This window comes from uncultured Enorma sp., assembly GCA_905210055.1.
In the GTDB taxonomy this organism is placed as follows: domain Bacteria; phylum Actinomycetota; class Coriobacteriia; order Coriobacteriales; family Coriobacteriaceae; genus Enorma.
The window spans coordinates 1-24,941 of record CAJLVH010000014.1 but is presented as its reverse complement, the minus strand read 5'-3'; the positions used below and the strand labels follow the sequence as shown (position 1 = coordinate 24,941).

Genomic DNA, 24,941 nt, shown 5'->3' with positions numbered 1-24,941 from the left:
CGCGGACGGCCTTCGCCCGAACCCTTGCCGGAGCCCTCAGGCGCCTGCGGCTTATCGAGGCGGTCAAGCGAGACCTTGCCCTTGTCATCGACCTCAATGACCTTGACCTTCACGCTATCGCCGACGTTCAGCACGTCCTCGACGCGGTCGACGCGACCCTCGGCGACGCGGGAGATGTGCAGGAGCCCGTCATGCTCGCCGAACAGGCGCACGAACGCGCCGAAGTCCTTGACCGTCACCACGGTGCCGTCGTAGACCTCGCCGACCTCGGGCTCGCGGATGATCTCCTTGATCTGGTCAATCGCCGCGTTCACGGAGTCGCCCACGCCGCCGACGACGACCGAGCCGTCCTGTTCGACGTTGATCGTCGTACCCGTGCCGTCCTGGATGCCGCGGATGGTGTCGCCGCCCTTGCCGATGATGTCGCGGATCTTGTCCACCGGCACCATGATGGTCTCGATGCGCGGCGCGCTCGAGCGCAGCTGCTCGCGCGGCGCAGGGATGACCTCAAGCATCTTGCCCAAGATGAAGGCGCGGCCCTGCTTGGCCTGCTCAAGGGCGGTCTTCAGAATCTCGAAGGTGAGGCCGGTGGCCTTATTGTCCATCTGGAGTGCGGTGATGCCGCGCTCGGTTCCCGTTACCTTGAAGTCCATGTCGCCGAGGAAGTCCTCGATGCCCTGGATGTCGGAGAGGACGACGGTCTTGCCCTCTTCCTGGATGAGACCCATGGCGATGCCGGAAACGGGGCGCTTAAGCGGCACGCCGCCGTCCATGAGCGCAAGGCAGCTCGCGCAGGTGGACGCCATCGAGGAGGAACCGTTGGACTCCATGACCTCAGAGACGACGCGGATGGCATACGGGAACTCCGTCTCGTCGGGCAGCACGGGGAGAAGCGCACGCTCGGCAAGGTTGCCGTGGCCGATCTCGCGGCGCTTGGGCGCGCCGATGCGGCCGGTCTCGCCGGTGCAGAACGGCGGGAAGTTGTACTGGTGCATGTAGCGCTTGCCGTCGACCGGCTCGATGGTGTCGAGGCGCTGGCCTTCGCTCAGCATGCCGAGCGAGAGCACCGAGAGCACCTGGGTCTGGCCGCGCTGGAAAAGGCCGGACCCATGCACGAGCGGCAGGTAGCTATCCTTCACCATGATGGGACGGATCTCGTCGGCGGCACGGCCGTCAACGCGCTCACCCGTCTCGACGACCATGGTGCGCATAGCCTTCTTCTCGAGCTTCTTGAGGTTCACCGGGATCTCGCGCTCCCAGGCGAGCTGTTCCTCCTCGGTGAACTCGGCACGGATATGCTCTTTCAGCTCTTCGACGTGCGCGATGCGAGAAAGCTTGTCGGCATCGGAGAGCGCCGCGTACATCTCGTCGTAGTGGGCGAAGATGCGCTCCTCGACCTCAGGCACGGGTTGATCGAGCTCGTACTCCTTCTGCTGGATGGGCCCGTTTACGCGCTCCCACTCCTCGACGAAGGCGAGCTGAGCGTCGCAGAACGCGCCGATGGCCTCCTGGCCGAAGCGCATGGCAGCGAGCATGTCGTCCTCGGTGACCTCCTCGGCACCGGCCTCCACCATGGAGATGAAGTCGCGCGTGCCGGCGAGCTCGAGGTCGAGATCAGAGTTCTCGCGCTCCTCATACGTGGGGTTCACGATGAACTCGCCCGTCTCCTTGTTGCGACCGATGCGCACGCACGCCAGGGGACCCTCGAAGGGAACGCCGCCCAATGTGAGGGCGAGCGAGGCACCCATAGTGCAGATCACGTCGATGGGGTTCTTCTGGTCGGCCACGAGCGAGGTGGCAACGATCTGCACCTCGTTGCGGAAGCCGTCCGGGAAGCTCGGGCGAATGGGGCGGTCGATCATACGCGCGGTAAGCGTGGCCTTTTCAGAAGGACGACCCTCACGCTTGAGGTAGCCGCCCGGGATGCGTCCGGCCGCGTACATCTTCTCGTTGAAATCGACGGTGAGCGGGAAGAAGTCGTAGTTTTTCCGCTCCTTCGAGACCACGACGGTCACGAGGGCCGTCGTGTCTGCTTGCTTGACCAGGGCGGCGCCGGTCGCCTGCTTGGCGAGTTCGCCCGCCTCGAGCGTGTAGGTTTTGCCGTAGAGCTCAAAGGTCTTGGTTACGAGTGACATTTCTCTCCTTCATCTCCGTACGCCCCGTTGCGTACGGGCTTCCTCATGCCGGACAAGCGCCCGGCAAACGTCAAGGGAAGCACCTCGCTTCCCCTCACATGAAAAGGAGCCCCGCTCGGGGGCTCCTGCATGCACACCTTACTGGATGTTGTCGCGGATGCCGAGCTTCGCGATAAGTTCACGATACTCGACGATGTCGTTCTTCTTGATGTAAGACAGAAGACGACGACGATGGCCGACGATCATGAGCAGGCCGCGGCGGGTGTGGAAGTCCTTCGGATGGGTCTTCATGTGCTCAGTGAGCTCGCGGATGCGCTCCGTGGCGATGGCAACCTGAACCTTGGGGTTGCCGGTGTCCTGCGCGTTCTTGCCGAACTCGGCGGTGAGCTCCGCCTTGCGCTCCTTCGATACGGTCATGGTTTCACCTTTCTCTCGATACGCCAAGAACTGGGTAGGTCGTCGGTGATTCGACGAACCAAGTCCAAGGCACGACTGCGCTATGGTACCACAACGCGTCCCTATCCTCGCAACCTGCACATCTCCCCAATGTCCCAAAAAGGGACAGGTGCATTTTGGGACATTATGCGCGCTGCGACATAGCACGTGAAACGGTCTTGGAACCAATGCCCGTGAGCATAGCGATTTGGCGAACGCTCAATCCGGCGGCGTGCAACGTCCGCAGGCGCGCATTCCGCAGGGGTGGGCCGAGTGCTTTAAGACCGCTCGGGTCAACATCGAGCACAGACCGCGCTACACGTTCGCAGTCTTCGTCCGGCGTGCGCTTGCCCAAACGCATCTCATAGGTCATATCAGCATTACTCATAAGCTCACGATAGCCGCTCACGCCTCCAAGTAGCTCGAGTACATCGTCGGCATCGACATACACGCGCTCACCCACATACTCCCGATGGCTGCTCCACCGATACGCATCAAAGGCAGCGATCCCCGCTTTAACCGGGTTAAGATGAATGTAGCGCACCGCAGCGAGTAGCTGACTATCAGTTGAGATGGGCTGGTTGAAGAATCTACTCTCGAAGACATGTCCCGTATGCCCAGTCACCCTATTGAAATACTGCGCGTACCGCATGCAAAGCTGGTGCATAATGCGCGAGAGGTCATCAGGCTGCGAGCGAACGAGCAGGTGCACATGGTTGCCCATAAGACACCATGCAACAAGGGAGGCGTCGCATCCGTTAAACGCTTCCTGCATAAGACCGAGGAAATACCAGCGGTCTTCGTCGGAATCGAATAGCACCATGCGGCCGACTCCACGAATCACGATGTGTTCAACACCGGACTCCGCATACACCCTGCGATGGCGTGGCACCAAGATCACCTCCTCGCTGCTCGTCATGTACCTATACACGATAGGGCACCGTAGGACAGAGTATGCGCTAAGAACAGAAAAACATGTCCCAAAATGCACCTGTCCCTTTTTGGGACATCAGACGCCGAGGAGGAACTCGAGGGCGCGGAGGCGGACATCGAGGTGGGTCGCTGCCCACGCGTGGGAAAACGCGAGGAGCAGCGCCGCGGTGGGAGCGTCGATGTTTGCACCAGCGAGGTCATCGAAGCGCAGCGACATGAGGGCGCGAAACCATCCGACGAGCGTCGCATCGACTTCCTCTGCCCCGGCGACACTCGAGGCGCACGAAGCACAGACGAGGCCGCCCGCCGTCGCAGAGAAATACGAGACATCCGCATCACCGCAGAGCACACAGGCCGAAAAATCCGGGTAGTAGCCCAGGTGGGCAAGCAGCTTAAACACATAGGCGGCGACGACGAGGTCAAGATGCGCGCCGTCCAAAGCTCCATCCGAACCACCAAGCACCGCAAGGGCGCGCTCGGTGATGGGAAACACGAATGGGTCTTCCGCGTCCTCGAAGCAGCACGCCCGCGCGACGTCCACGATTGCGGCGCCAGCGGAAAGCACGTCGAGCTCGGGAGCAGCGCCGAAGGGCGCGCAGACGAGCGTTGCCTCGGCGACGACATCGAGCGAACGACCGCGCGCGATGAGCATATCCACCGTGCAGCCGACCTCGCAGCGAGCGGCGAGGCGGCTCCCTGGCTTGCGCGCGCCCTTCCCCACCGCGCGAATCTGTCGTCCATCACGTGCGAGCAGCGTGTAGATGAGATCGGTCTCGCGCAGCTTGGTTTTATCGAGCACGAGCACGCGCTCGCGGTATGTCCTTCCCGCAGCCATAGGGCTCCACGCCGTCCGCGTTACTCGTCCGCCGCGTAGCCAAGGCGGCGAATCTCGCGCGCGTCTTCGCGCCACCGGCTCTTCACGCGCACGTCAAGCTCGAGGAAAACCTTGCAGCCGAAGATGCGTTCGAGGTCACGGCGGGCGTCGATGCCCACATGCTTCAGCATCTCGCCGCGCTTACCGATGATGATGCCCTTCTGGCCGTCGCGCTCAACATAGATCGTGGCGTGCACGATGAGCGTGCCGCGCCGACGCTCGATGGAGTCGCACATGACGCCGATGGAATGAGGCACCTCCTCGCGCGTGCGCAGCAGAAGCTTCTCGCGCACGAACTCGGAAACGATCATCTCGTCGGAGGCATCGGTGTCCACGCCCTCGGGGAACCACATCGGCCCTTCAGGAAGATAGTTTGAGACAAGGGCGATGAAGGAATCGACGTTGAAGTTCTCCGTCGCGGAGAGCACGATCTCGTCATCGAACGTGAAGAGCTCGCGCGCGGCGGCAATTTGCTTCATAACGTTTTCCGGCGAAGCAAGATCGGCCTTGGTAAGGACAAGCACGCGCTTGGTGGGCGCCTTCGCCACGCGCTCCGCCACCCAGGCATCGCCGCGCCCAATGGGCTTCGAGGCGTCGATGAGAAAGCACAGGACGTCGACGTCCTTGAACTCCGCGAGGGCGCTCTTGTTGAGCTCGCTGCCAAGCGAGTCCTGGGGCTTATGCAAGCCGGGCGTGTCGACGAAGACGATCTGGGCATCATCGGTGCGCACGACGCCGAGCATGCGCCGGCGCGTGGTCTGCGCGACCGGTGACGTAATGGCCATCTTGCGACCCATGCAGGCGTTCATGAGCGTCGACTTCCCTGCGTTCGGGCGGCCTACGAGCGCGACAAACCCGCTTTTGAAGCCCGACTGCGCTGCAGGAGCGATCTCACCGTTTTCATCTTCATCGACGAACGCATCGAGCTCTTCGTCGCTCATGTTTTCGAACGGATCGAACTCCTCGATTTCTGCCATGCTTGGATCCTTTCTGGCAACGGGGTGCTTCCCGCTATCATATCAAGTAAAGGCGCGCTACCTGCAAACCGAGATCATGCGCCACCATCAGCCAATAACCCCCGTCCCCATTGGCTGGTTCAGAGGAGCACGAGGGCGCGGGCGAATACGATGATGCCCACGATCGCAGCGGTAATGGAGAGCGTGAAGACGCTTGCGGCCGCGATGTCCTTGGCGCGCTTCGCGAGCGGGTGCAGCTCCTGCGTGGCAAGGTCCACAATCGCCTCGATGGAGGTGTTCACGAGCTCGGCGAACAGCACGAGCCCGATGCAGAGAGCGACGAGCACCCAGGAAAGGGCATCGATTTTGAGCACAATGCCCGCGATGACTGCGAGCACGCCCACGAACAGCTGCACCTTGATGTTGCGCTCCGTCGTCACCGCGGTGCGGAACCCCTCGAAGGCATAGCCGAACGAGCGCAGAAACGTCGGATGGTCGCGATTCGAACCAGGAATCATCGTCACTCCCCCCTCTCGTCTTCATGATGCCGTGTCACCGGCCCGATGCGCACCGTCGCCGGGTCTTCCCCTCGCCTCGTCGCGAGCGCACGCAGCACAGTGAGCTCGCGTTCCTCCATGGCAAGCGCATCCTCCTCGTTCATGTGGTCGTATCCCAGAAGATGCAACATACCGTGCACGAGCATGAGGCGACATTCCTCGGCAGAGGTTGTGCCGAACGCAGGTGCCTGAGCCTCGATGACCGCGGGCGCGAGCACGATGTCGCCAAGCTCAACGGGCGCTTCCTCAGTATCGTGAGCATGCGCGAGCACCTCTTCAGGACACGCGCCATCGAGCAGCGGAAAGGACAGCACGTCGGTGGGCGCGTCGATGCCACGCCATGCATGGTTAAGCTCGCGCATCTCGTCATCGTCGACATACGCGACGGACACGACGGCGTCCACATCCAACCCGACCGTCCGCAGCACCTCATCGAGGGCTGCCTCGAACTCCTCCTCGGCAACGAGGAGCGGAAGCCCCGCATCGTTCGACAGCAGAACGCTCATTTCGCCGCCCCCTTGCCCTTCTTGCGCCCGTCGACGGGAGCTTCTTCATGCGTCCGATCGAACGCATCGTATGCCTCCACGATGCGCCCTACAAGCGAATGACGCACCACATCGGAGCGATCAAGATGGATGAAGGCAATGTCCTCGACGCCGGTGAGAATCTCCTCGATCTCGGTGAGGCCGCCGCGCCTACCCATGAGGTCGCGCTGCGTGGTATCGCCTGTGATGATGAATTTGGAATTGAAGCCCAGACGCGTGAGGAACATCTTCATCTGCTCGGGCGTGGTGTTCTGCGCTTCGTCTAAGATCACGAATGCATCGTTGAGCGTCCGGCCACGCATGTAGGCGAGCGGGGCGATCTCGATGACGCCCTGTTCGATGAGCTCGCCGCCGCGTTCCATGTCGGTCATGTCGAAGAGCGCATCGAAGAGCGGGCGCACATAGGGGTCAATCTTCTCTTGAAGCGTTCCGGGCAGATACCCCAGGCTCTCCCCGGCTTCCACGACAGGACGCGTGAGCACCACGCGGCCGACCTCGTGGCGCTTGAGCGCGGCCACCGCCATCGCCATGGCGAGATACGTCTTGCCCGTGCCGGCCGGCCCCAGGCAAAACGTTACCGTATGCTGGCGGATCGCATCGATGTAGCGCTTCTGTCCCACGGTCTTCGGGCGGATCGCCTTGCCGCGGTACGTGAGCAGGATGTCGTCTCTAAAACCCGAGATGTCCATCACGCTTTCCCTGAGCGTCTGCAGGGCGCGAACGACCTCGGCCTCCGTGGGCGTGTCGCCCGCCCGCGCCTCCTTGATGAGATAGGTGAAGAGCCGGGTGAGAATCTCGACTTCCTCCGCAGACCCCGATACGGAAAGTGTGCGCCCGCGCGAGGTAATCGCCGCACCGGTGCGCTCCTCGATGGTGCGCAGCAGCGTATCGCCGGAACCGAAGACGCGAACCGCGTCGACATCATCGGGTATGGTCAGTTTCACCGTCGCGGTATCCATCAGCCCTCCAAGCACCTCGAGTCGCACGTTGCAGCCGCTTCGCATGCCTTTCCGCAGTTGCCAGCGCGCATGACCTGAGCGCGAACAAGACCAGATGCGCCCACGTCCATGATAGCAACGTCCACGATCGCAGGCGCAGCGATGCCCGCCTCTTCGAGACCCGAAACCTCGACGCGATGGAAGGACGCGAGTGTGCCGCGGCATCCTTCTTCAATGACGGCGCGTTCCACCGTCCCGATCCTTGCCTCGGCGTCCTGCTGGGCAAGACGCGCGGCGAGCTCCCGCGCTCGATGCGAACGCGCCGCCATGACCTCGGGCGGCACTTGATGGGGCATGCTCGCCGCCGGTGTGCCGGGGCGCGCGCTATAGCGGAACACATGCATGCGCGAGAACCCTACGCGCTCGCAAAGGGCGAGCGACTCCTCAAACTCCTCATCGGTCTCTCCGGGGAAGCCGACAATGAGGTCGCAGGAAAGCGAGGCGCTCGGCAGTGCAGCCCGGATACGGTGGCAGAGGCCTTCGAACTCCGCAGCGGTATAGGGACGTCCCATGCGCTCGAGCGTGCGCGTGCAGCCAGATTGCACGGGAAGATGGAAGAACGGGGCGACGCGCCCTCCAGACGCGGCGACGCATGCGATGAGCCGATCGCTCACGTCCATGGGCTCGATGGAGGAAAGCCTGATATGCGGCACCGCAGTCTCGCGAAGGATGGTATCGACGAGCTCATCGATCTCGACATGCGCGTCGCGAGGCCCCTCTCCGTCGTATGCCCCGAGGTTGACACCGGTGAGCACGACCTCGGGCAAGCCCTCGTCGAGCGCGGCGCGCACCTCCTCGAGGACGGCCTCGACGGGAACGGAGCGCTCCGGTCCGCGCGCCTTCCACACGATGCAGTACGTGCAGCGGTTGTTGCAGCCGTCTTGTATCTTCACGCCCACGCGAGCGCGGCGTTGCAAGACCCCCGAACAGCTTCCTCGATACGCGGAAGGCGCCGAGGCGCTATATCCCAGCGCATCGAGAGAGCGCGCAGCGACATCGACCTTAGAGGGAACGACGATGACGCGGTCGGAGAGCTCGCGCAGCGATTCGGGATGGAGCGCCGCAGCGCAACCCGTCGCGATCACGAGCGGCTCGCGTGCCTGCCCGAGCGCATGGCGCACGGCCTTTCTGGTCTTCGCTTCAGCCTCACCGGTCACGGCGCAGGTGTTGATGACGATGAGCTCGGCCTCCTCGGGGTCGACGAGCAGAAGACCTGCCGAAGCGAGTTCGCGCTCCATACGGTCGGATTCAACGCGGTTGACCCGGCACCCGAGATTGATAACGGAAACGAACGGATTCGCCACGGTGCGTCCTCACTAGCCTAATCGAGCATGTCGTCGATGGCGTCGCGGATGCGCTCGCCCACGCTGCGATGCGGCGCAACCTCGTCACCAACGACCTCGGCATAGCGTTCGAGGAGCTCGCGCGCCTCGCCGGAAAGCTTGCGCGGCACCTCTACGCGAACCTGCGCGATGGCGCGCCCGCGCGTCGTGCCGTCCATGCGCGGCATGCCGAACTCCTCGGTCGTTACCGTGTCACCGTACTGCGTGCCAGCGGGCACCTGGAACGTGATGGTCTCATCGGGCATGATGCCGGGAACGCTCACCGTGCAGCCGAGCGCCGCCTGGGCGATCGAGACCGTGACAACGCACAGCAAATCGTCGCCCGCGCGCTCGAACCGGTCGTGATCTTTGACGACGACCGTCACCAAGAGGTCGCCCGACGCCTCGCCGCGGAACCCCGCCTCGCCATAGCCGCGCACGCGCAGCTGCCGTCCGCTCGAGATGCCAGCAGGCACCTCGATGTCGATCTTCTCGTGGGTCGGCGTGCGTCCCTGCCCGTCGCACATGTCGCAGGGATGGTCGATGATGGTGCCCTCACCGCCGCAGTCGGGACAGGGCGAGGTGGACTGCATCGCGCCGAAAATCGAGCGCTGCATGGTGGTGACATAACCCGATCCATGGCAGCGGGGACACTGCGTCTCCACGGCACCCTCCGCGCGACCGGTGCCGCCGCAGTCCTCACAGGGCGCGAGGCGGTCGTAGCTCACGGTCTTCGTGCAACCGAGCGCGGCTTCCTCGAGGGTGACCGAGAGGGTGATGGCCATATCGCGACCGACGCGTCGCCGCGCCCGACCACCCTGGGATGAGCGGCCTCCTCCGAAGAACGACGAGAAGATATCATCCACGCCCATACCGCCGAAGATGTCGCTGAAATCGACGTACCCGGAACCACCAGGGCCGTCAGCCGAACCGAAGCGGTCGTAGTTTGCGCGCTTCTGCTCATCCGAGAGCACCGAGTACGCCTCGTTTAGCTCCTTGAACTTCTCCTCGGCGTTCGGATCGTCCGAAACATCCGGATGCACCTTGCGCGCCTTCTTCAAGAACGCGCGCTTGATGGTGCGCTGATCCGCGTCTCGCTCTACACCCAGGATATCGTAGTAATCTTTCGATCCCGGCACTTCCCTACCTTCTCCCCCATCAAGACGTCAGCGCCAAACGCGACGCGTCCGGTGCTCTGTGTATAACCGCATGCAGTGCATGGCGTGACCGCCGACACGCTACCACAGGAACGGTCGATAGAAATACATACCGCGCGTACAGCTCGCAAACCACATGAGCAGCAGCACGTAGAACAACGAGTTCATGCATCCATTCGCGAACTGCTGAAGCCCGCGCTTGAACCAGATGAACGAGCGATGCGACGGGGCCTCCTTCAGCACCATGCCCGCACCGAAGCAGAACGGAATAAGGCAGAGCGCCGAAAAGAATGTAAAGGCACCGCCCATAAGCGCGAGCAACAGAAACGGCGCCGCCATGCCCATGAGCTTGAAGCCATGAGCCGCCTTGCCTTCGAGCCGCTCGGCTGCGACACGGGCGCGCCCAACGAGGTCTCCTGCCGCGGCACCGTTCGTCCCGGCATGACCCATACCCTTCACGCGCACCGTGGCGCCATCGTGCATACCTGCGGGGAATTCGATGACCGTCTCGGCCATGACTTGGCGGCGCCCAGAGCCCCCGCACTCGGGACAGGGGTCGGAGATGACCCTGCCTGAGCCGTTGCATTCCGGGCACACCATCTGGAACATGCCGCCGCCGAAGAGAAACGACATATCGACGTCCATGGTGCCCGTGCCGCCGCACGAGGGGCAGGCGTGGGCGTGCTCGGACGACACGGAACCGGAGCCATGGCAGTGGTCGCACGACTCATAGCGCCGATACTTGATGCCCTTGCGCGCGCCACTTTTCACCTGCTCGGGCGTGAGATCAACATCGACGACGACATCCGCCCCCTCCTCGGGGTTGAACGCCTGCGACGTCCCTCGCCCGCCGCGGCGAGGCTCCGACCACATGCCGCCGAAGGGGAAGCCTCCGAAGCCACCATAATAGGATCCGCGTGCGCCTGTCGCGCCCGCATACGGGCTCTGCGCAGCCGAGCCGCCGTATCCGGCAAAGGGGTTTCCCGAGCGCATCGCGTCATAGCGGGCGCGCTTCTGCTCGTCCGATAAGACCGCATAGGCTTCCGAAACTTCTTTGAACTTCTCCTCAGCGTCGGGCTCCTTGTTGACATCAGGATGCAGCTTGCGTGCCTTCTGCTGAAACGCCTTCTGAATCTCGCGCTTGTCGGCATCTTTCGAGACGCCGAGGATCGCGTAGTAGTCTTTGTCGTTCATTCCTGCCACGGTGGGGGCAACCTCCTGCTCGCTAACGTAAGCATAGCGTATTGTACCGAAATGCAGCGCCGCTCAAACACAGGATCGTAACTGAACGCAGCTTGCACAAGGACAGATAGGTGCTAGCAAAGATCCCACATGATGCCGAAAAGCTCGTTACCCAGAAGCCATCCGTCCTCGGTGGGTGCCAAAGCGCCCGTCGCAGCATCAAGGCGCGCGAGCCCCGATGTGGTCGCTGCGCGTATGCCGGCCTGAACGCGCGCCGCACCGAGCACGCGCCGCGCCCGCTCGATGAGCTCGGGTGGAGCGCCCACAGTCGTGCGCATCGCGAGCATGAGGTCTTCCGCTATGGCCTCCCGCTCCGAGAGGAATTCGAAGTCAAAGGAGCACGCCGCGTCGTCGCGCTGCACGAAGCGCACGCGAGCTGCACCGCCGCCCGCGAGCGTATCGCCGAACAGCGCGCTCAAACCACAGAATTCCCCTGCCGTGAGCATACCGGCCGCCGAGCGGCCGACTCCGAGGTAGCTTGTTCCCGTCCAGTACGCGATGTTGTGCTGGCACGCTTTCCCAGGCTTCGCGTAGCTCGCGACCTCATAGCGCGCATACCCGGAGGCCTCGAGCAGGTCGCGCGCCCGCACCATACATTCCGCCTGGAAATCCTCATCGGGGGCGCATTCCTCCCCGCGCTCGATACGGCGCGCGAGCGGCGTTCCCGCTTCGATAGCGAGCGGATAGACAGAGATGTGACCGGGAGCGGCATCGATCGCCTCGTGCAACGTTTCCTCCCAGCTCTCCTCCGTTTGACGGGGAAGACCGCACATGAGGTCGCATGAGACATCGAAGCCGTGCTCGCGGGCGCGCTCGACGGCAGCGCGGGCCGATCGCGCGTCGTGAAGCCGACCGATCGCGCAAAGCTCCTCATCCTGGAAGCTCTGAACACCGAGCGAGATACGCGTGACGCCCGAGGCCGCGAGCCCCGCAGCGAGCGCTTCGGTGAACGATTCCGGGTTCGCCTCGCAGGTGAGCTCTTCGGGCGCGCACCATGCTCGGATATGCCGCACGAGTTCTGGCAACCGAGGACCGAGCACCGTCGGCGTGCCGCCACCGAGATAGGCTGTCCGCACGTTCTGAAGCGCGCCTGCGTCGCCAAGCGCGTCGATGCGCCGGAACAGCCCGTCAAGGTAGCGCACTGCGGCGGCATCGAGAGCGGAACCGTCGAGCGCACGCGAATCGAAGTCGCAGTAGGCGCACTTCGCATGGCAGAACGGGATATGGACGTAGAGCGCTTCTATCGCCATAGCCCAACCTCACGCGCCCCAGGCCAGAGAGAGGCCGTCGCAACATGCCGGAGCCTTAGGCATGGCCGACCTCGTCTGCATCCAACATTGCCTCAATCTCATCGATGAGGGCATTGAATTCCCTGAAAGCGGAGCACCTCACCACACGGCCGCGCCACATCGCGGCATGCGGCAGACCCTTGAGGTACCACGTCGCGTACGTACGTGCACGCGCCATTGCGCGCGGGATAAGCTCATGCGTGAGCGCAAGGTGGTCGCGAAGCGCATCGAGCCGCTCGCGAGCGGTGCGCACCGGAACCTCGCGCCCATCGTTCAGCAGACGCTCGGCATCTTCGAAAATCCAGGGATTTCCGTAGGAGCCGCGCGCGATGAAGACCCCGCTCGCCGCGGTCTCGCGAAGCATCTGCACCGCAGCCTCGGCGGAAAACACATCGCCCGACCCGATCACCGGCACGGAAACTGCTCGGGCGACATCGTCGATCACCGACCAATCAGCCTCACCGGTATAGAGCTGCTTCGCGCTCCTGCCGTGCACCGCGATGGCGGAAGCGCCCGCCTCCTCGAGCATCTCGGCGAACACGGGGGCAACGACCTCGCCGGTACGGAAGCCCGAGCGGATCTTCACCGTCACAGGTACATGGGCGTGCGAGACCGCCGCTCGAACGATGTCGCGTGCAAGCAGCGGCGCCTCCATGAGCGCCGATCCCTCGCCCTTGGTGATAACCTTGCGGGCGGGACAAGCCATGTTGATGTCTATGAGCGAGAGCTTCTCGCCTACGCGCTCCTCGACCGCTTCGACTGCCTCGGCGAACTGCTCGGGCTTGCTGCCGAAGAGCTGGACGGCGATATTCGGTTCCTCCTCCGCAGGCAGCACAAGCTCCCAGGTCTGCTCACTTGCATAGTGGAGCCCGGCGACGCTCACCATTTCGCTATACGCGAGCGCCGCGCCGTGCCGACGCATCTGGATACGGTAAGCAGCATCGGAAACACCCGCCATGGGAGCCATGAGGAACGGATGTTCTCCGAGATATGTTTTAACGTCGTTCATCGATCGGCACGCATCCTGCCATTGGGGACAGTCCCCAAGGGCGAGACATTGGGGACAGGCTTATCGGGAGGTTTAGTCCTCGACCTTCAAGATAGCAAGGAAGGCTTCCTGGGGCACCTCGACCGAACCGATGGCCTTCATGCGCTTCTTGCCCTCTTTCTGCTTCTCCAAGAGCTTGCGCTTGCGGGAGATGTCGCCGCCATAGCATTTGGCGAGCACGTCCTTGCGCACGGCCTTCACCGTGGAGCGCGCGATGATCTTGTTGCCGATCGCGCCCTGGATGGGCACCTCGAACTGCTGGCGCGGGATGATCTCTTTGAGCTTGTCGCAGAGCCCGCGCGCAAGCGGATAGGCCTTGTCCTTGTGCACGATAAAGCTGAGCGCGTCGACCTCATCACCCGAGAGCAAGATGTCGAGCTTCACAAGCTCGCTCGCCCGGTAATCGGCAAACTCGTAATCGAGCGAGGCATACCCCTTCGTGCGACTCTTGAGCTGGTCGAAGAAGTCGAGGATAAGCTCGGCGAGCGGGATGTCGAAGCGCATCTCCACCGACTTCTGAGAGAGATGGATCATGTCGGTCATGATGCCACGGTGCTCGATGCCGAGCTGCATCACCGCACCCGTGTACTCGGGCGGCACGATGACCTTCGCTTTGAGATAGGGCTCCTCGATGTGGTCGATGCGGGTCACATCTGGTAGATCTTGAGGGCTGCGTACCTCGAGCATAGTACCGTCCGTCTTATAAACGTGGTAGTCGACGCTCGGGCTCGTTGCGATGAGATCGAGGTCGAATTCGCGTTCAAGACGCTCCTTCACCACCTCCATATGCAGCAGGCCGAGGAAGCCTACGCGGAAGCCGAAGCCGAGCGCGACGGAGGTCTCGGGCGTCCAGATGAGCGACGGGTCGTTCACATGAAGCTTCTCGAGCGCATCACGCAGATTCTCGTAGTCCTTGTTATCGATGGGAAAGATGCCGGTGTAGACCATGGGCTTCGCCTCGCGGTACCCAGGCAGGGGCTCGGCACAAGGGCGGTCGCGATACGTAAGGGTTTCGCCCACATGGACCGCTTCGGGGTCTTTGAGGCCGGTGACGACGAATCCGACCTCGCCTACGGTGAGGGCTTCGACGGGCGTCTCGGCGGGTCGCTTTACGCCGACGCCGTCGACGAGAAAGCTGTGTCCCGTCTGCATCATGGTGAGCTGCATGCCGGCGCGGATCTCGCCATCGAAGATACGCACCGTGGCGACGACACCGCGATACTCGTCGAAATACGAGTCGAGAATGAGCGCTTTGAGCGGCGCCCCAGCGTCTCCTTCGGGCGCTGAGACCAAAAAGACGATCGCCTCGAGCAGGTCGTGGATGCCCTCGCCCGTCTTGCCCGAAACGCACACGGCGTCATCGGCGGGAATCGCGAGTTCGTCCTCGATCTCGAGCTTGACCTCGTCCGGGTGCGCGGAAGGAAGATCAATCTTGTTGATCGCGGGCACGATGTCGAGGTTCGCGTTCATGGCGAGGTTAGCGTTCGAAACGGTCTGCGCCTCCACGCCCTGCGTGGCATCGACCACGAGCACCGCGCCCTCGCACGCAGCGAGCGAGCGCGACACCTCATAGGTGAAGTCGACGTGACCGGGTGTATCGATAAGGTTGAACTGGTAGGTCTCTCCATCGTCGGCCGTGTACATGACGCGCACGGCATTCGACTTGATCGTGATGCCGCGCTCGCGCTCGATGTCCATGGTATCGAGTAGCTGCGAGGCCATGTCGCGCTCCTCGACCGTATTCGTGAGCTCGAGGATGCGGTCAGAGATCGTCGATTTACCGTGGTCGATATGGGCCACGATGGAAAAGTTTCTGATGTGTGAGGTGTTGGTGTTCATGGGGGTTATTGTACTTGATTAGGCGGGAGGATGCGAGGGGCATTGGGCGCTCGGGGCGGGTTGCGGGCTTCCCTCACTGCTCGGACAGTCCTGCTCACGACGGAGGTGCCACTGGCGCCTCCTGTTCGTGCGGAACTCGCGTGAGGAAAGCCCGCAACCAGCCCCGAGCACGCGCGCATGATTACACACACAACATAAACGAAAGGACGAGAGGATGTTGAGATGGCGATACACCTGAAAAGCGGGGATCCTACCTGGCGATAGGATCCCCGCTAAAGGTAACGTGCTTGTAGAGGCTTGCGCTAGTTCAGGGTGTTCACGAGCTTCTGAACACCGGACTTGCGGTTAGAAGCCTGGTTCTTGTGGATGATGCCCTTGGCAGCAGCCTGATCGAGACGCTTGTAAGCGCGGCTGGCAGCGGCCTGCGCGGCCTGTGCGTCGCCCTGCTCAACAGCCTCATGAACGTGCTTGACGAGCGTCTTGAGCTCGGAGCGCACGGCGCGGTTGCGCACGCGGGCCTTCTCGGCGGTGCGGATACGCTTCTTCTGCGATTTGATGTTAGCCACTTGCAGAGTTCCTTTCGAATTTCCTAGATATCGTCGCCATATGATCAGGCCTCTGAGACACGATTGAGGTCACAAGCAGGTAGTGTACCACGATGGCGCAGGTAGGTGAAGTGGTGATGCTGTGAAATTATACGGTGCCGGGCATTGTCGTCCACACGCGGAAGAGTGCTAAGAAACGCGTGACGATCTTTGTGCTATGGAGACGAACCACGTGGTGAATGCGATCTCGGAATCCCTCGAACCCTTGAGCGCGCATTCCGTCTCGACAGCGCTGCGCAGGGCGTCCACAAGTTCGTCCATCGAAAACAGGCGCGACCACCGTACATGGTTTTTCACCTGCCAATCCTTCACGCCGAGCGTCGAGGCGAGCTCGCGTGCCTGGCCGCGTTCGTCGAGCGCCTTCGCGACGATGAGCTCGCGTACACGCGTGAGCAGAAGCGAGAGGAGGCGAACCTCGCTCTTAGGCGGCAGTAGACGATAGAGCTCGAGGGCGCGAGCGACATCGCGGGCACTCACCGCATCAAGAAAATCCCACGGTTTGATCTCTGCCGTGCGAACGACATAGCGTTCAACGTCTGCGAGCTCGATGCTGGACGATCCCGTCATGGCGGCAAGCTTCTTAAGCTGGGTATCGAGCATGCGTGTAGACTCACCCGCGCGCGCGACGAGCTCCTCGGCAGCCGCGCTCGAAATGGAGACACCATGCCTGCTTGCCATGCCCTGGACGTATGCCGGGAGCTCCCAGCGCTTCTTCGCCGAACAGTCGATAACCGCCTTGGCGTCGATTTTCGCTACGGCCTTGTAGAGCCGCGTGTTCCTCGCGAGGGCGTCGGCAACGATGAGGCACACGGTGTCGGGCGACGGGGCCGCGAGATAGGAAACGAGCGCATCGCTCATCGCCTTCACAAGGTGATCGCAGCTTCGTAAGATCACGAGCCTGAAGTCCGAGCCCATGGGAAACGTGCAGAGCGAAGCGATGATCTCGTCCGGCTCCTGCGGTTTGGTCATGTCGCGGTCGTCGAGGTTGAAGGTCGCCATGCCGCTCGCTTCGAGCCGAGACACCAGACGGTCTATCGCGGCATCGCGTTTGACCTCGTCGGGGCCGACGAGGAGATATGCTGGCAGCAGCGTGGCAGACGCCATGGTAGGCTCCTTTAGCGAATGAGGGGACTCGGCCTGGGTCTCGGCTTCCCCACCACTCTATCATGCTGTCCGGCCATACGAGACCGAGATGCCCCCTTCTACTGGCGAAACCCTCACATCGCCAACGTCCTTCGTGCAGACGGTCTGCGTCCCATGTTCTGCGAGCAGCTCGATACAGGCTTCGGCTGGGTGGCCGTAGCGATTACCCTCCCCCGCGCTCGCCACCGCGAGGAGGGGGTCGAACATTTCGAGCACCTCGGCATCGACGGACTCGGCAGACCCGTGGTGCCCGAGCTTGAGTACATCCACCTCCCCCACCGCATACGCATACGCACGCTCCTCATCGACTTCGGTATCGCCTGTGAGCAGAACGTCCATAGAAACGCCCGCGTCTTCATATGCAACGTCGAGCGCGATGGAATCCTCGTTGTCGAAACCGTCGACATCTGAACGCGGCCATACCACGCGACAGCAAAACCTGCCCACATTGATGCTGTCTCCCGCCAAAACGCTTTCGACCCGGGGCAAATCGAGCGAGGTAACACTCTGCGGCGCGTTCGCAGCAGCGCCTTCGGCGACGACGATTCGCTCTACTCCTACCGTATCGAACACCGCATCGAGACCACCGCAATGGTCGCTGTCCCAATGCGTGATGACAACGGCGTCGAGGTGCCTCACGTTGTTTCTCGCAAGCGCCGTTGCGACTTCATCGTCGACCCCCGCATCGACGAGCACAGCGCTCGACCCGTCCCTGATGAGGATCGAATCCGCCTGGCCAACATCTAATATGATGACCTCGGGAGGTGCGAGATAGCGCCAACGAACATATTGACCGAATGCGATGAGCGCGCACGCACCGAGAGCGCACGCGAAATGCGTGCCCCGTATGCGCATCCAGCCGATATATACGGCAGCGGCAAGCCCGTAGAGGAAGGTGGCCCCACCGATGCCCAACACCATCGAGATAGACGCGTGAGGCACCGCAGCGAATGCAGACGCACAGAAGATGGAGACACGTGCCAAAGCGAACGCCGGGATGAACGCTACAGAGAGCCACGGTGCGAGCAAGCAAGCCAAGGCTGCCACAAGACCGGCAATAAGGAGTGCCGACATGACCGGCCCTAGCACGACGTTAGCCACGGGAGCGATAAGCGAGCAGGTGCCGAACACGGGAACGGTTATGGGAAGCGTCGCCCACTGCGCGCAGAACGTGAGCGCAAGAGCCTCCGCAAGCATTCGTGGCATATGCAACCGCCGCAGACGGAACGTAACATATCCACCGAACACCTGAATGAAAAGAACGCTCGCCGCGGAAAGCTGAAATCCAAGATCGAAGACGATGCCCGCGTCAGCCACGACGAGTACGAGCACGCTCACGGCAAGGGCGGATAGTCCATGCGACCTCCTATCGCCAAGCCCTGCGAGCATGGAACAAGCCACCATGATGAAGGAACGAACAGCCGAGGCGTCGCCTCCCGTGAAGAGCACGTAGACACCCATGACCGTTGTAAGCAGCGCAAACCTGAGCAAGCGCTTCAAGCCGATGGACTTGACGGAAGCCTCCACGAGCGCCACCACAAGGGCAAGATGACTCCCTGAAACAGCGATGAGATGCGATGTCCCCGTTTGCGCGAACGTATCGGACGCCAGAGACGCGTTGAGTTCTGTCGTGCGCCCACATACGATCCCCGCAAGGAGCGCGCGGCCATCCCCTTGCGCTGGGTCGATTGCCGCAAGCACGCGGTCGCGCGCCGCGTCGACGGGCGTCTGCTCCTGTGACTGCTCAACGACGGATACGACGCGAACGCTCGCGACCTCGCCGCCCACATATGATGACCTACCCCAGGAATCTGCCGCAAGCGCTTCAACCCTGCCCACGCATGAGATGTTCATACCTATGGGAAACTCCTCATCACAAGAGAGTTCAACCGTCCCCGCGCGCGCACCATCGAGGTATGCATGGGCTTGATGCCGATACGCCCACGAAGATGCCTGCGCGTCTCCGACGATGCGAAACTCGAAGCTGCTTGCGGGCTTCGTCAGCAGCTTCGCAGCCGATGCGCTCCTGCTCAAGCAACCGGCAGCACCTGCAAGCGCCCCGATGATGCAGCCAATGCCGACCCAGCCGAGAAGGCGAAACCGTCGCGCACGCCCTGAGTCGTCGGATAGAACAGGCAGCGCGCATAGCCTCGCCATGAAAGATGGTAAAGAACCGTCCAGAGTGCCTGCATGATTAGCAGTCTCACGATCCTGCCGGCGGCGAAGACACCGCAACCCCGCCACCATGAGCAAGACGATTCCCAGAAACGAGCACGCAGCGGCACACAAGACCATCGAGGGTACATTGTCCAAAGAGGAAGCTGCTTCGTTCACCCAGGTGCGCACATAGTCTTGCCATCCACGTTCCATAACCGCCGCCGCGCACGCGAGTGCGCTCGCCGCAGCCCCCATGGCTGGTGGGATATACGGCCGCGGTGGTGCTTCGAGCTCGTAACTTCCCCTCATATGCAAATCGAGCCCTTCAGCTTCTCATATTTCTTCTCCCCGATCCCCGATACGCGCATAATATCTTCCTCCGATGCGAAAGGACCGTTCGCCTCGCGGTCATCGATGATCGCCTGCGCCGTCGCAGGTCCTACCCCGGGAAGGGCGTCGAGCTCCTCGAGCGTCGCAGTGTTGATATTCACGAGCGTCGTTGCCGCCTGTCCGGCTTCCTGTATGCTCGAATCAACCAAAGCCCCCGACGCATCGATTTCGCCCTCCTTGGGTACGTAGACTTTCTGACCATCCTGGAGAAGCTGCGCCTGGTTCAATGTGGTGCAATCCGCATCGATTGCGAGGCCCCCGGCCGCCTCTATGGCATCGGCGACGCGTGAGCCAGCGTCGAGTTCGACCACACCGGGTTCGATCACGGCACCACCCACATCTACCACGACGGTTTCAATCTCATCGCCTTCGGCACCCGTATCGGCACCCGCCTCCGCGCGCTCCTCGTCCGCGTCATCGCCTTCGGCTTCCATGCGTTGCGTCTCGCTCGTCGCTGCGCGCTCGATGAGGACGGGTTCCTGAGCGGCACCGATAACGCCGAGCAAGAACGCGGCCGCAACACCGAGCAACGTGCATGCGAGTACTATGCGCGCACCCGTTCCCGCCTTGGCGACCCCGCGGATTTGTCTTGCAACGTGTGCGACACCGTGTTCACGTTGAAGCTGAGCCATGATGCATCACCCCTTGGCTGCATCATCCTCTGAACCGGTGTCCTGGACGCGGAAATTCTCAGATTTTCGCCCGTGACCTTGCAGAAAGCTTGTCATAATCTGCTCTGGACGGCCCGCAACGACGAGCCAGCGCGCCAATAGAACAGCACATCGCACAAGAGAGCTGGTAGACAGCTTAAGATAAACGACTTCAACGCGCACAATCACCTGCATGAAAAAACGCCCGGCGCATCATAGGCATAAGTCGATGCGCCGGGCGTTCAAGGAACCGTCGATGCGCTACCGAGCACGCGGAGCGAGCTCATCGTGGCGCTCGCGAACAGGGCGTCCCGGGCGATACGAGGAACTCGGGAAATCGACGTACTCAACGTTTTGGACGAGCTCCTCGATCATCGCATCGTGATCGAAGGCGTCCCATGCCTCTCGGACCGCATCCAAGCGTGCGTGCGTCTCGGGCGCGCGCGGCATGAACAGCGTGCAGCAGTCGGGAGCCGTCTCGCACGAGATGTCGTATGTGCCGATCTCATGAGCGCGCTCGATGATCTCTTGCTTGTCCGAGCCGATGAGTGGCCGCAAGACCGGCAGCGTCACCATCTCGTTCACCGCCGCGATGTTCTCGAGCGTCTGGGAGGCCACCTGGCCGAGTGACTCACCCGTCACGATCGCCTTCGCACCCTCGAGGCGCGCGATACGCTCCGCCACGGCGTACATCACCCGACGGTACATGATCACGCGCAGACTTGTGGGGGAAGCGAGCGCAATCTGCCGCTGGGCCTCACCGAACGGCACGACATACATGCGGCCGATCTGAATGGCGGGAGCAAAGGCGCGGATGATGTCCTGGCAGAGATATTCACTTGTATCGGCCGTCTGAGGGCGACCAGAGAAGTGCACCGGCACACAGACGGCGCCGCGCCGTGCGATGAGCCAGGTGGCGACGGGCGAATCGATACCGGAGGAAAGCAACGTCACCACTTTGCCGGCGCTGCCGACGGGAAGCCCGCCCACACCGCGCTCCGACCTGGCGTACACGTACACGCTCCCCTGGACCACGAGCACGTGCACTGTGGCGTCAGGCGCTTTCATCTGGACGCGCTTTTCGGGATATGCCTCGCAGAGCACTTCGCCTACCTGCGCGTTCAGTTCGAGCGAGCCAAGCGGGTAATCGGTGTTCGACCGCTTCGCAGCGACCTTGAAGCTCTCGAACTCCCCCACCTCGCCAAGCGCGCGAATCGCCGCCCGACAATACTCCTTAGGGTCGCGGTTCGTGTGGAACGCAAGCGATACGCGCGCCACGCCGGGCACGCGTCGGATGATGGGAAACGCGCGCTCCGCATCTCCAGGCTCGGAGAACGTCACGAGAATATGCCCAGAGATGCGCGCGCATGTCGCAACGGAAAAGGCGGCACAGGCCGCCTTGATGGTATCGATGAGAATGTGCTCGAAATGCGCACGGTTCTTACCCTTGAGGCCGACCTCATGATAATGAACCAGGCAAACGCGACTCGCCATGCGCTAGTCCACAGACCCAGCGGACTCGTAGGCAGTCGGCTGATGGCCGAGCGCACAGGAGAATTTCTCGTGGTCGAAGGAGATATCGCCGTCGACGATCTCCTCCATGGCCATGGAGATGGCATCCTTGCCGGAAAGAGCGATGGTTATGTCGTCGACATCCTGCACCTTGAGCACGCGTTCGTGTTGACCGCGGAGCATGTCGTTGATATCGCAGGCGCGCTTGGACGCAAGTGAAGCCAAGAGGAACCGGTTGTTATCGGTCTTCTCGAGCAGGTCGTCGATATGAGGCTTGATGACAGACACAGGACCTCAGTTCCTTTCGTAGTTCTCGATAATGCCAATGAGCTGGTCGACCGCCTCGTCGAGGTCGTCGTTGACCACGATCTCGTCGTAGCGATCCTGCAGCGCGAGCTCGCGCCGGGCATTCGACAGACGAAGCGCGATGGCATCTTCCGTTTCCGTGCCGCGATTGCGCAGGCGCTCGGCGAGCACCTCGAGCGAAGGCGGCTTGATGAAGATGAGCACGGCTTCGGGCATGCGTTCGCGCACCTGCAAGGCACCTTGGACATCGATCTCGAGGATAAGCGATGACCCCTGCAAGAGGTTGCGCTCGACCTCGCTTTTGAGCGTGCCGTAGCAATGCCCGTGAACGTGCGCCCATTCAACAAACTCATCCGCGTCGACGCGACGCTGGAACTCATCGGGCGTGAGAAAGTAATAGCTCGTGCCGTCCACTTCGCCCTCACGCGGCTCTCGCGTGGTAGCGGAAACCGTCAGGCCCAGATTCGGCAGCTCCTCGCGAACACGCGCGACGAGCGTGCCTTTTCCGGCACCTGACGGTCCTGAAACGACAAAGAGCTTTGACGCTGTATCGCTCACTTACTTGGTGAGGGCAGCGAGGAGCTGCTCGCGCTGACGAACGCCGAGACCCTGAACGCGACGGGTGGCAGAGATCTCGAGCTCGTCCATGATCTTGGCAGCCTTGGCCTTGCCATAACCAGGGAGCGACTCAATGAGGGTCGAGACCTTCATGCGGGATGCGATGGGATCGTCGGAGTTGAGGACGGACTCGAGGGAGACCTCACCCTTCTTGATCTTCTCACGAAGCTCGGCACGGGCGTGGCGGGCTGCGGCGGCCTTCTCGAGAGCGGCCTTGCGCTGCTCATCGGTGAGCTGGGGAAGCGCCATTAGAACCTCCTACATTCAAGGTTTATACAAACAAACTAGTGGTTACACGCCTTACGAAAGCACTTCTGGCAGGCAACCAACGTGATACGTTAAAGGATAGAGCCTCAAAGTTCAAGAGCATCAAGGGAATCTTTAAGGTCGCAACCTGCATATTCACAGAACGACCGCGAAGAAACTGCAGGAAAGAGCTTGCACGACCTGGCTTAGAGCGCTAGCGGCACGAGCTCGGAAACGATCGCCTCGTATGCCTCAACCGGATCATCGGCGCTGGTAATCGGCCTGCCAATCACCAGATGGCTTGCACCGGCCTCGAGAGCGGCAGCAGGCGTGGCAACGCGACTCTGGTCGCCGAGGGCCGCACCCGCGGGACGTACGCCCGGCGTCACGATGAGCGCGTCCTCTCCCAAAAGTTGACGCATGGCATGTGCTTCCTGGGGCGAGCACACGATACCGTCGATGCCGTTCACCTTCGCGAGCGAGGCCAAGCGCGCCGCCTCTTCGGCAACGGGCGCATCGATGCCGATCTGGGCAAGCGCCTCCTGGTCCATGCTCGTGAGCACGGTGATGGCGACGAGCTTCGGCCGCGCGCCGAGCTGCTCCGCCGCCTCCTCGGCGCCTTCGCGGCATGCGGCAAGCATGGCACCGGATCCCCGGGCCGCGCCACACACCTGATGTGGGATATCGTGGAACTTGAGATCGAGGAAGATCTTGAATCCGAGCTTACGGAACTCGCGCACGATGTCCGGTCCCTCAGCATAGAAGAGCGTCATACCCACTTTGAGCCATGTCGCATGCCCGCTGAGCTTTCCTGCGAGTTCAAGAGCCCTCGTACGGTCGCAGTCCAGGGCGACGATGATGCGCTCGCACGCTTCCTGCTCTAGCATTGGAATGCTCCAATCAGTTCGGTGATGCTCTTCACGCCCTGCGACTCCGCCCATGCTTCAAGCTCGCGGAGGATGCGAACGCTGGCAGTGGGATCGACGAAACTCGCCATACCTACGGCGACAGACGAGGCGCCCGCGAGGATGAACTCGGCGGCGTCCTCACCGGTCATCACGCCACCAACGCCGCACACGGGGATGTCGACGGCCTGGCAGACCTCCCACACCATACGCACCGCGATGGGATGCAGCAAGGGTCCGGAAAGGCCGCCAGTGGGACGGGAGATCTTCGAACGACGGGTATGCACGTCGATCGCCATACCGGGGATGGAGTTGATGACGGTAAGGCCGTCGGCGCCCTCCGCCTCGAGGGCACGTGCGATCTCGGGCAGGCGAACGGGAGCCATCTTAACGAGGAGCGGTTTCTTGGTCACCGGGCGGCAGGCGCGCATGACCTCGGCAGCACCCTCGGGCGTGGAGCCCATCGCAGCGCCGCCGCACGCGATGTTCGGGCAGCTCACATTGAGCTCGAACGCAGCTGCCCAGGGACAGAGCTCGTCGAAGAGCTCGAGCGCGGCGACATACTCCTCGATGGAATGTCCGGCAACCTGGCAGATGACCGCCGTACCTTTATCGGTGAGCTCGGAGAGGTACGGCCCGGACTCCTCGGCAAAGGCGCGCACGCCGGGGTTCTGGAGACCCACCGAATTCATCATGCCGCCTGGGACCTCGGTCATACGCGGCTTGGGGTTGCCAGGCCAGGGCTCGGCGGCGCAGCCCTTCGTAGTGATGGCACCAAGCTCGGACACGTCGATGAAGTTCTGGAACTGCCAGCCCTGTCCAAAGGTACCGGCAGCGGTATTGATGGGGTTCTTGAGGTGGATGCCGGCGAAATCGACGGCCATAGAGACGCTGCCCATTACCACACGACCTCCTTCGCATCGAATACAGGGCCGCACATGCATGCACCCTTCATGCCGTTCACGGTCTCGACCGCGCACGTAGAGCAGGCGCCGAATCCGCAGCTCATCATGCGCTCGAGCGACGCCTCGCACGGCACGCCCGCATCTGCCGAAGCGGAGGCGACCTTCGCCATCATG

Annotated in this window: 24 protein-coding genes and 1 pseudogene; all 25 read right to left on the bottom strand. The window is 62.3% G+C overall.

The annotated features are described in order from the left end of the window. On the bottom strand, nucleotides 1-2,135 hold a 2,135-nt coding region (locus tag QZ079_RS02170; RefSeq protein WP_297034509.1), incomplete at its 3' end, for a polyribonucleotide nucleotidyltransferase. Nucleotides 2,136-2,273: 138 nt separating this feature from the next. After that, nucleotides 2,274-2,552, bottom strand: coding sequence for a 30S ribosomal protein S15 (rpsO, locus tag QZ079_RS02165; RefSeq protein ID WP_291289837.1), 279 nt, complete (start codon nucleotides 2,550-2,552; stop codon nucleotides 2,274-2,276). A 163-nt stretch (nucleotides 2,553-2,715) separates the two neighbouring features. Beyond that, entirely contained in the window at nucleotides 2,716-3,501 is a 786-nt protein-coding gene (locus tag QZ079_RS02160; RefSeq protein WP_297034507.1) for a transposase, read from the bottom strand. A gap of 78 nt (nucleotides 3,502-3,579) precedes the next feature. Further along, complete coding sequence (recO, locus tag QZ079_RS02155) at nucleotides 3,580-4,338, bottom strand: DNA repair protein RecO (RefSeq protein ID WP_297034503.1); 759 nt, start codon at nucleotides 4,336-4,338, stop codon at nucleotides 3,580-3,582. A gap of 20 nt (nucleotides 4,339-4,358) precedes the next feature. Beyond that, the gene (gene era, locus QZ079_RS02150; RefSeq protein ID WP_297034500.1) at nucleotides 4,359-5,354 is read right to left on the bottom strand and encodes a GTPase Era; all 996 of its coding nucleotides are present in this window, start codon (nucleotides 5,352-5,354) and stop codon (nucleotides 4,359-4,361) included. Nucleotides 5,355-5,473: 119 nt separating this feature from the next. After that, on the bottom strand, nucleotides 5,474-5,851 hold the full coding sequence (locus tag QZ079_RS02145) for a diacylglycerol kinase family protein (RefSeq protein WP_297034497.1): 378 nt from the start codon (nucleotides 5,849-5,851) through the stop codon (nucleotides 5,474-5,476). A 2-nt stretch (nucleotides 5,852-5,853) separates the two neighbouring features. Continuing rightward, complete coding sequence (ybeY, locus tag QZ079_RS02140) at nucleotides 5,854-6,396, bottom strand: rRNA maturation RNase YbeY (protein ID WP_297034493.1); 543 nt, start codon at nucleotides 6,394-6,396, stop codon at nucleotides 5,854-5,856. After that, nucleotides 6,393-7,394, bottom strand: coding sequence for a PhoH family protein (locus QZ079_RS02135; protein ID WP_297034490.1), 1,002 nt, complete (start codon nucleotides 7,392-7,394; stop codon nucleotides 6,393-6,395). Before QZ079_RS02135 ends, ybeY begins: the two co-directional genes overlap by 4 nt. Further along, on the bottom strand, nucleotides 7,394-8,737 hold the full coding sequence (locus QZ079_RS02130; RefSeq protein ID WP_297034487.1) for a MiaB/RimO family radical SAM methylthiotransferase: 1,344 nt from the start codon (nucleotides 8,735-8,737) through the stop codon (nucleotides 7,394-7,396). Before QZ079_RS02130 ends, QZ079_RS02135 begins: the two co-directional genes overlap by 1 nt. A gap of 17 nt (nucleotides 8,738-8,754) precedes the next feature. After that, complete coding sequence (gene dnaJ, locus QZ079_RS02125) at nucleotides 8,755-9,894, bottom strand: molecular chaperone DnaJ (protein ID WP_297034484.1); 1,140 nt, start codon at nucleotides 9,892-9,894, stop codon at nucleotides 8,755-8,757. A 99-nt stretch (nucleotides 9,895-9,993) separates the two neighbouring features. Next, complete coding sequence (locus tag QZ079_RS02120; protein ID WP_297034512.1) at nucleotides 9,994-11,106, bottom strand: DnaJ domain-containing protein; 1,113 nt, start codon at nucleotides 11,104-11,106, stop codon at nucleotides 9,994-9,996. Nucleotides 11,107-11,228: 122 nt separating this feature from the next. Beyond that, nucleotides 11,229-12,404 carry a radical SAM family heme chaperone HemW gene (gene hemW, locus QZ079_RS02115; protein WP_297034479.1) on the bottom strand — a complete coding sequence of 392 codons (1,176 nt, stop codon included), beginning with the start codon at nucleotides 12,402-12,404 and terminating at the stop codon, nucleotides 11,229-11,231. Between the two features lie 55 nt (nucleotides 12,405-12,459). Continuing rightward, entirely contained in the window at nucleotides 12,460-13,452 is a 993-nt protein-coding gene (gene dusB / locus QZ079_RS02110) for a tRNA dihydrouridine synthase DusB (RefSeq protein ID WP_297034478.1), read from the bottom strand. A 72-nt stretch (nucleotides 13,453-13,524) separates the two neighbouring features. Further along, complete coding sequence (lepA, locus tag QZ079_RS02105; protein WP_291289367.1) at nucleotides 13,525-15,330, bottom strand: translation elongation factor 4; 1,806 nt, start codon at nucleotides 15,328-15,330, stop codon at nucleotides 13,525-13,527. A gap of 302 nt (nucleotides 15,331-15,632) precedes the next feature. Further along, nucleotides 15,633-15,896: a 30S ribosomal protein S20 gene (gene rpsT, locus QZ079_RS02100; RefSeq protein ID WP_291288375.1), complete on the bottom strand. Its 264-nt coding sequence runs from the start codon at nucleotides 15,894-15,896 to the stop codon at nucleotides 15,633-15,635. Nucleotides 15,897-16,064: 168 nt separating this feature from the next. Further along, nucleotides 16,065-17,039 carry a DNA polymerase III subunit delta gene (holA, locus tag QZ079_RS02095; protein ID WP_297034472.1) on the bottom strand — a complete coding sequence of 325 codons (975 nt, stop codon included), beginning with the start codon at nucleotides 17,037-17,039 and terminating at the stop codon, nucleotides 16,065-16,067. Nucleotides 17,040-17,099: 60 nt separating this feature from the next. Beyond that, entirely contained in the window at nucleotides 17,100-19,235 is a 2,136-nt protein-coding gene (locus QZ079_RS02090) for a DNA internalization-related competence protein ComEC/Rec2 (protein WP_297034469.1), read from the bottom strand. Nucleotides 19,236-19,540: 305 nt separating this feature from the next. Then, the gene (locus tag QZ079_RS02085; RefSeq protein ID WP_297034467.1) at nucleotides 19,541-20,257 is read right to left on the bottom strand and encodes a helix-hairpin-helix domain-containing protein; all 717 of its coding nucleotides are present in this window, start codon (nucleotides 20,255-20,257) and stop codon (nucleotides 19,541-19,543) included. A gap of 279 nt (nucleotides 20,258-20,536) precedes the next feature. Further along, a complete protein-coding gene (gene thiI / locus QZ079_RS02080; RefSeq protein ID WP_297034465.1) occupies nucleotides 20,537-21,769 on the bottom strand; it encodes a tRNA uracil 4-sulfurtransferase ThiI in 1,233 nt (410 codons plus the stop codon). A gap of 3 nt (nucleotides 21,770-21,772) precedes the next feature. Next, nucleotides 21,773-22,075 (bottom strand): DNA-directed RNA polymerase subunit omega, encoded by a 303-nt coding sequence (locus QZ079_RS02075; protein ID WP_291288370.1) that lies wholly within the window; start codon nucleotides 22,073-22,075, stop codon nucleotides 21,773-21,775. A gap of 6 nt (nucleotides 22,076-22,081) precedes the next feature. Then, nucleotides 22,082-22,651: a guanylate kinase gene (gene gmk / locus QZ079_RS02070; protein ID WP_297034460.1), complete on the bottom strand. Its 570-nt coding sequence runs from the start codon at nucleotides 22,649-22,651 to the stop codon at nucleotides 22,082-22,084. Beyond that, nucleotides 22,652-22,960 (bottom strand): integration host factor, actinobacterial type, encoded by a 309-nt coding sequence (gene mihF / locus QZ079_RS02065; protein WP_019238630.1) that lies wholly within the window; start codon nucleotides 22,958-22,960, stop codon nucleotides 22,652-22,654. A 203-nt stretch (nucleotides 22,961-23,163) separates the two neighbouring features. Continuing rightward, a complete protein-coding gene (gene pyrF / locus QZ079_RS02060; RefSeq protein WP_297034456.1) occupies nucleotides 23,164-23,844 on the bottom strand; it encodes an orotidine-5'-phosphate decarboxylase in 681 nt (226 codons plus the stop codon). Then, nucleotides 23,838-24,761: a dihydroorotate dehydrogenase gene (locus tag QZ079_RS02055; RefSeq protein WP_297034452.1), complete on the bottom strand. Its 924-nt coding sequence runs from the start codon at nucleotides 24,759-24,761 to the stop codon at nucleotides 23,838-23,840. Before QZ079_RS02055 ends, pyrF begins: the two co-directional genes overlap by 7 nt. Beyond that, nucleotides 24,761-24,941 (bottom strand): annotated as a pseudogene (locus QZ079_RS02050) (dihydroorotate dehydrogenase electron transfer subunit); the annotation flags it as partial. The gene QZ079_RS02055 and the pseudogene QZ079_RS02050, both read right to left, overlap by 1 nt.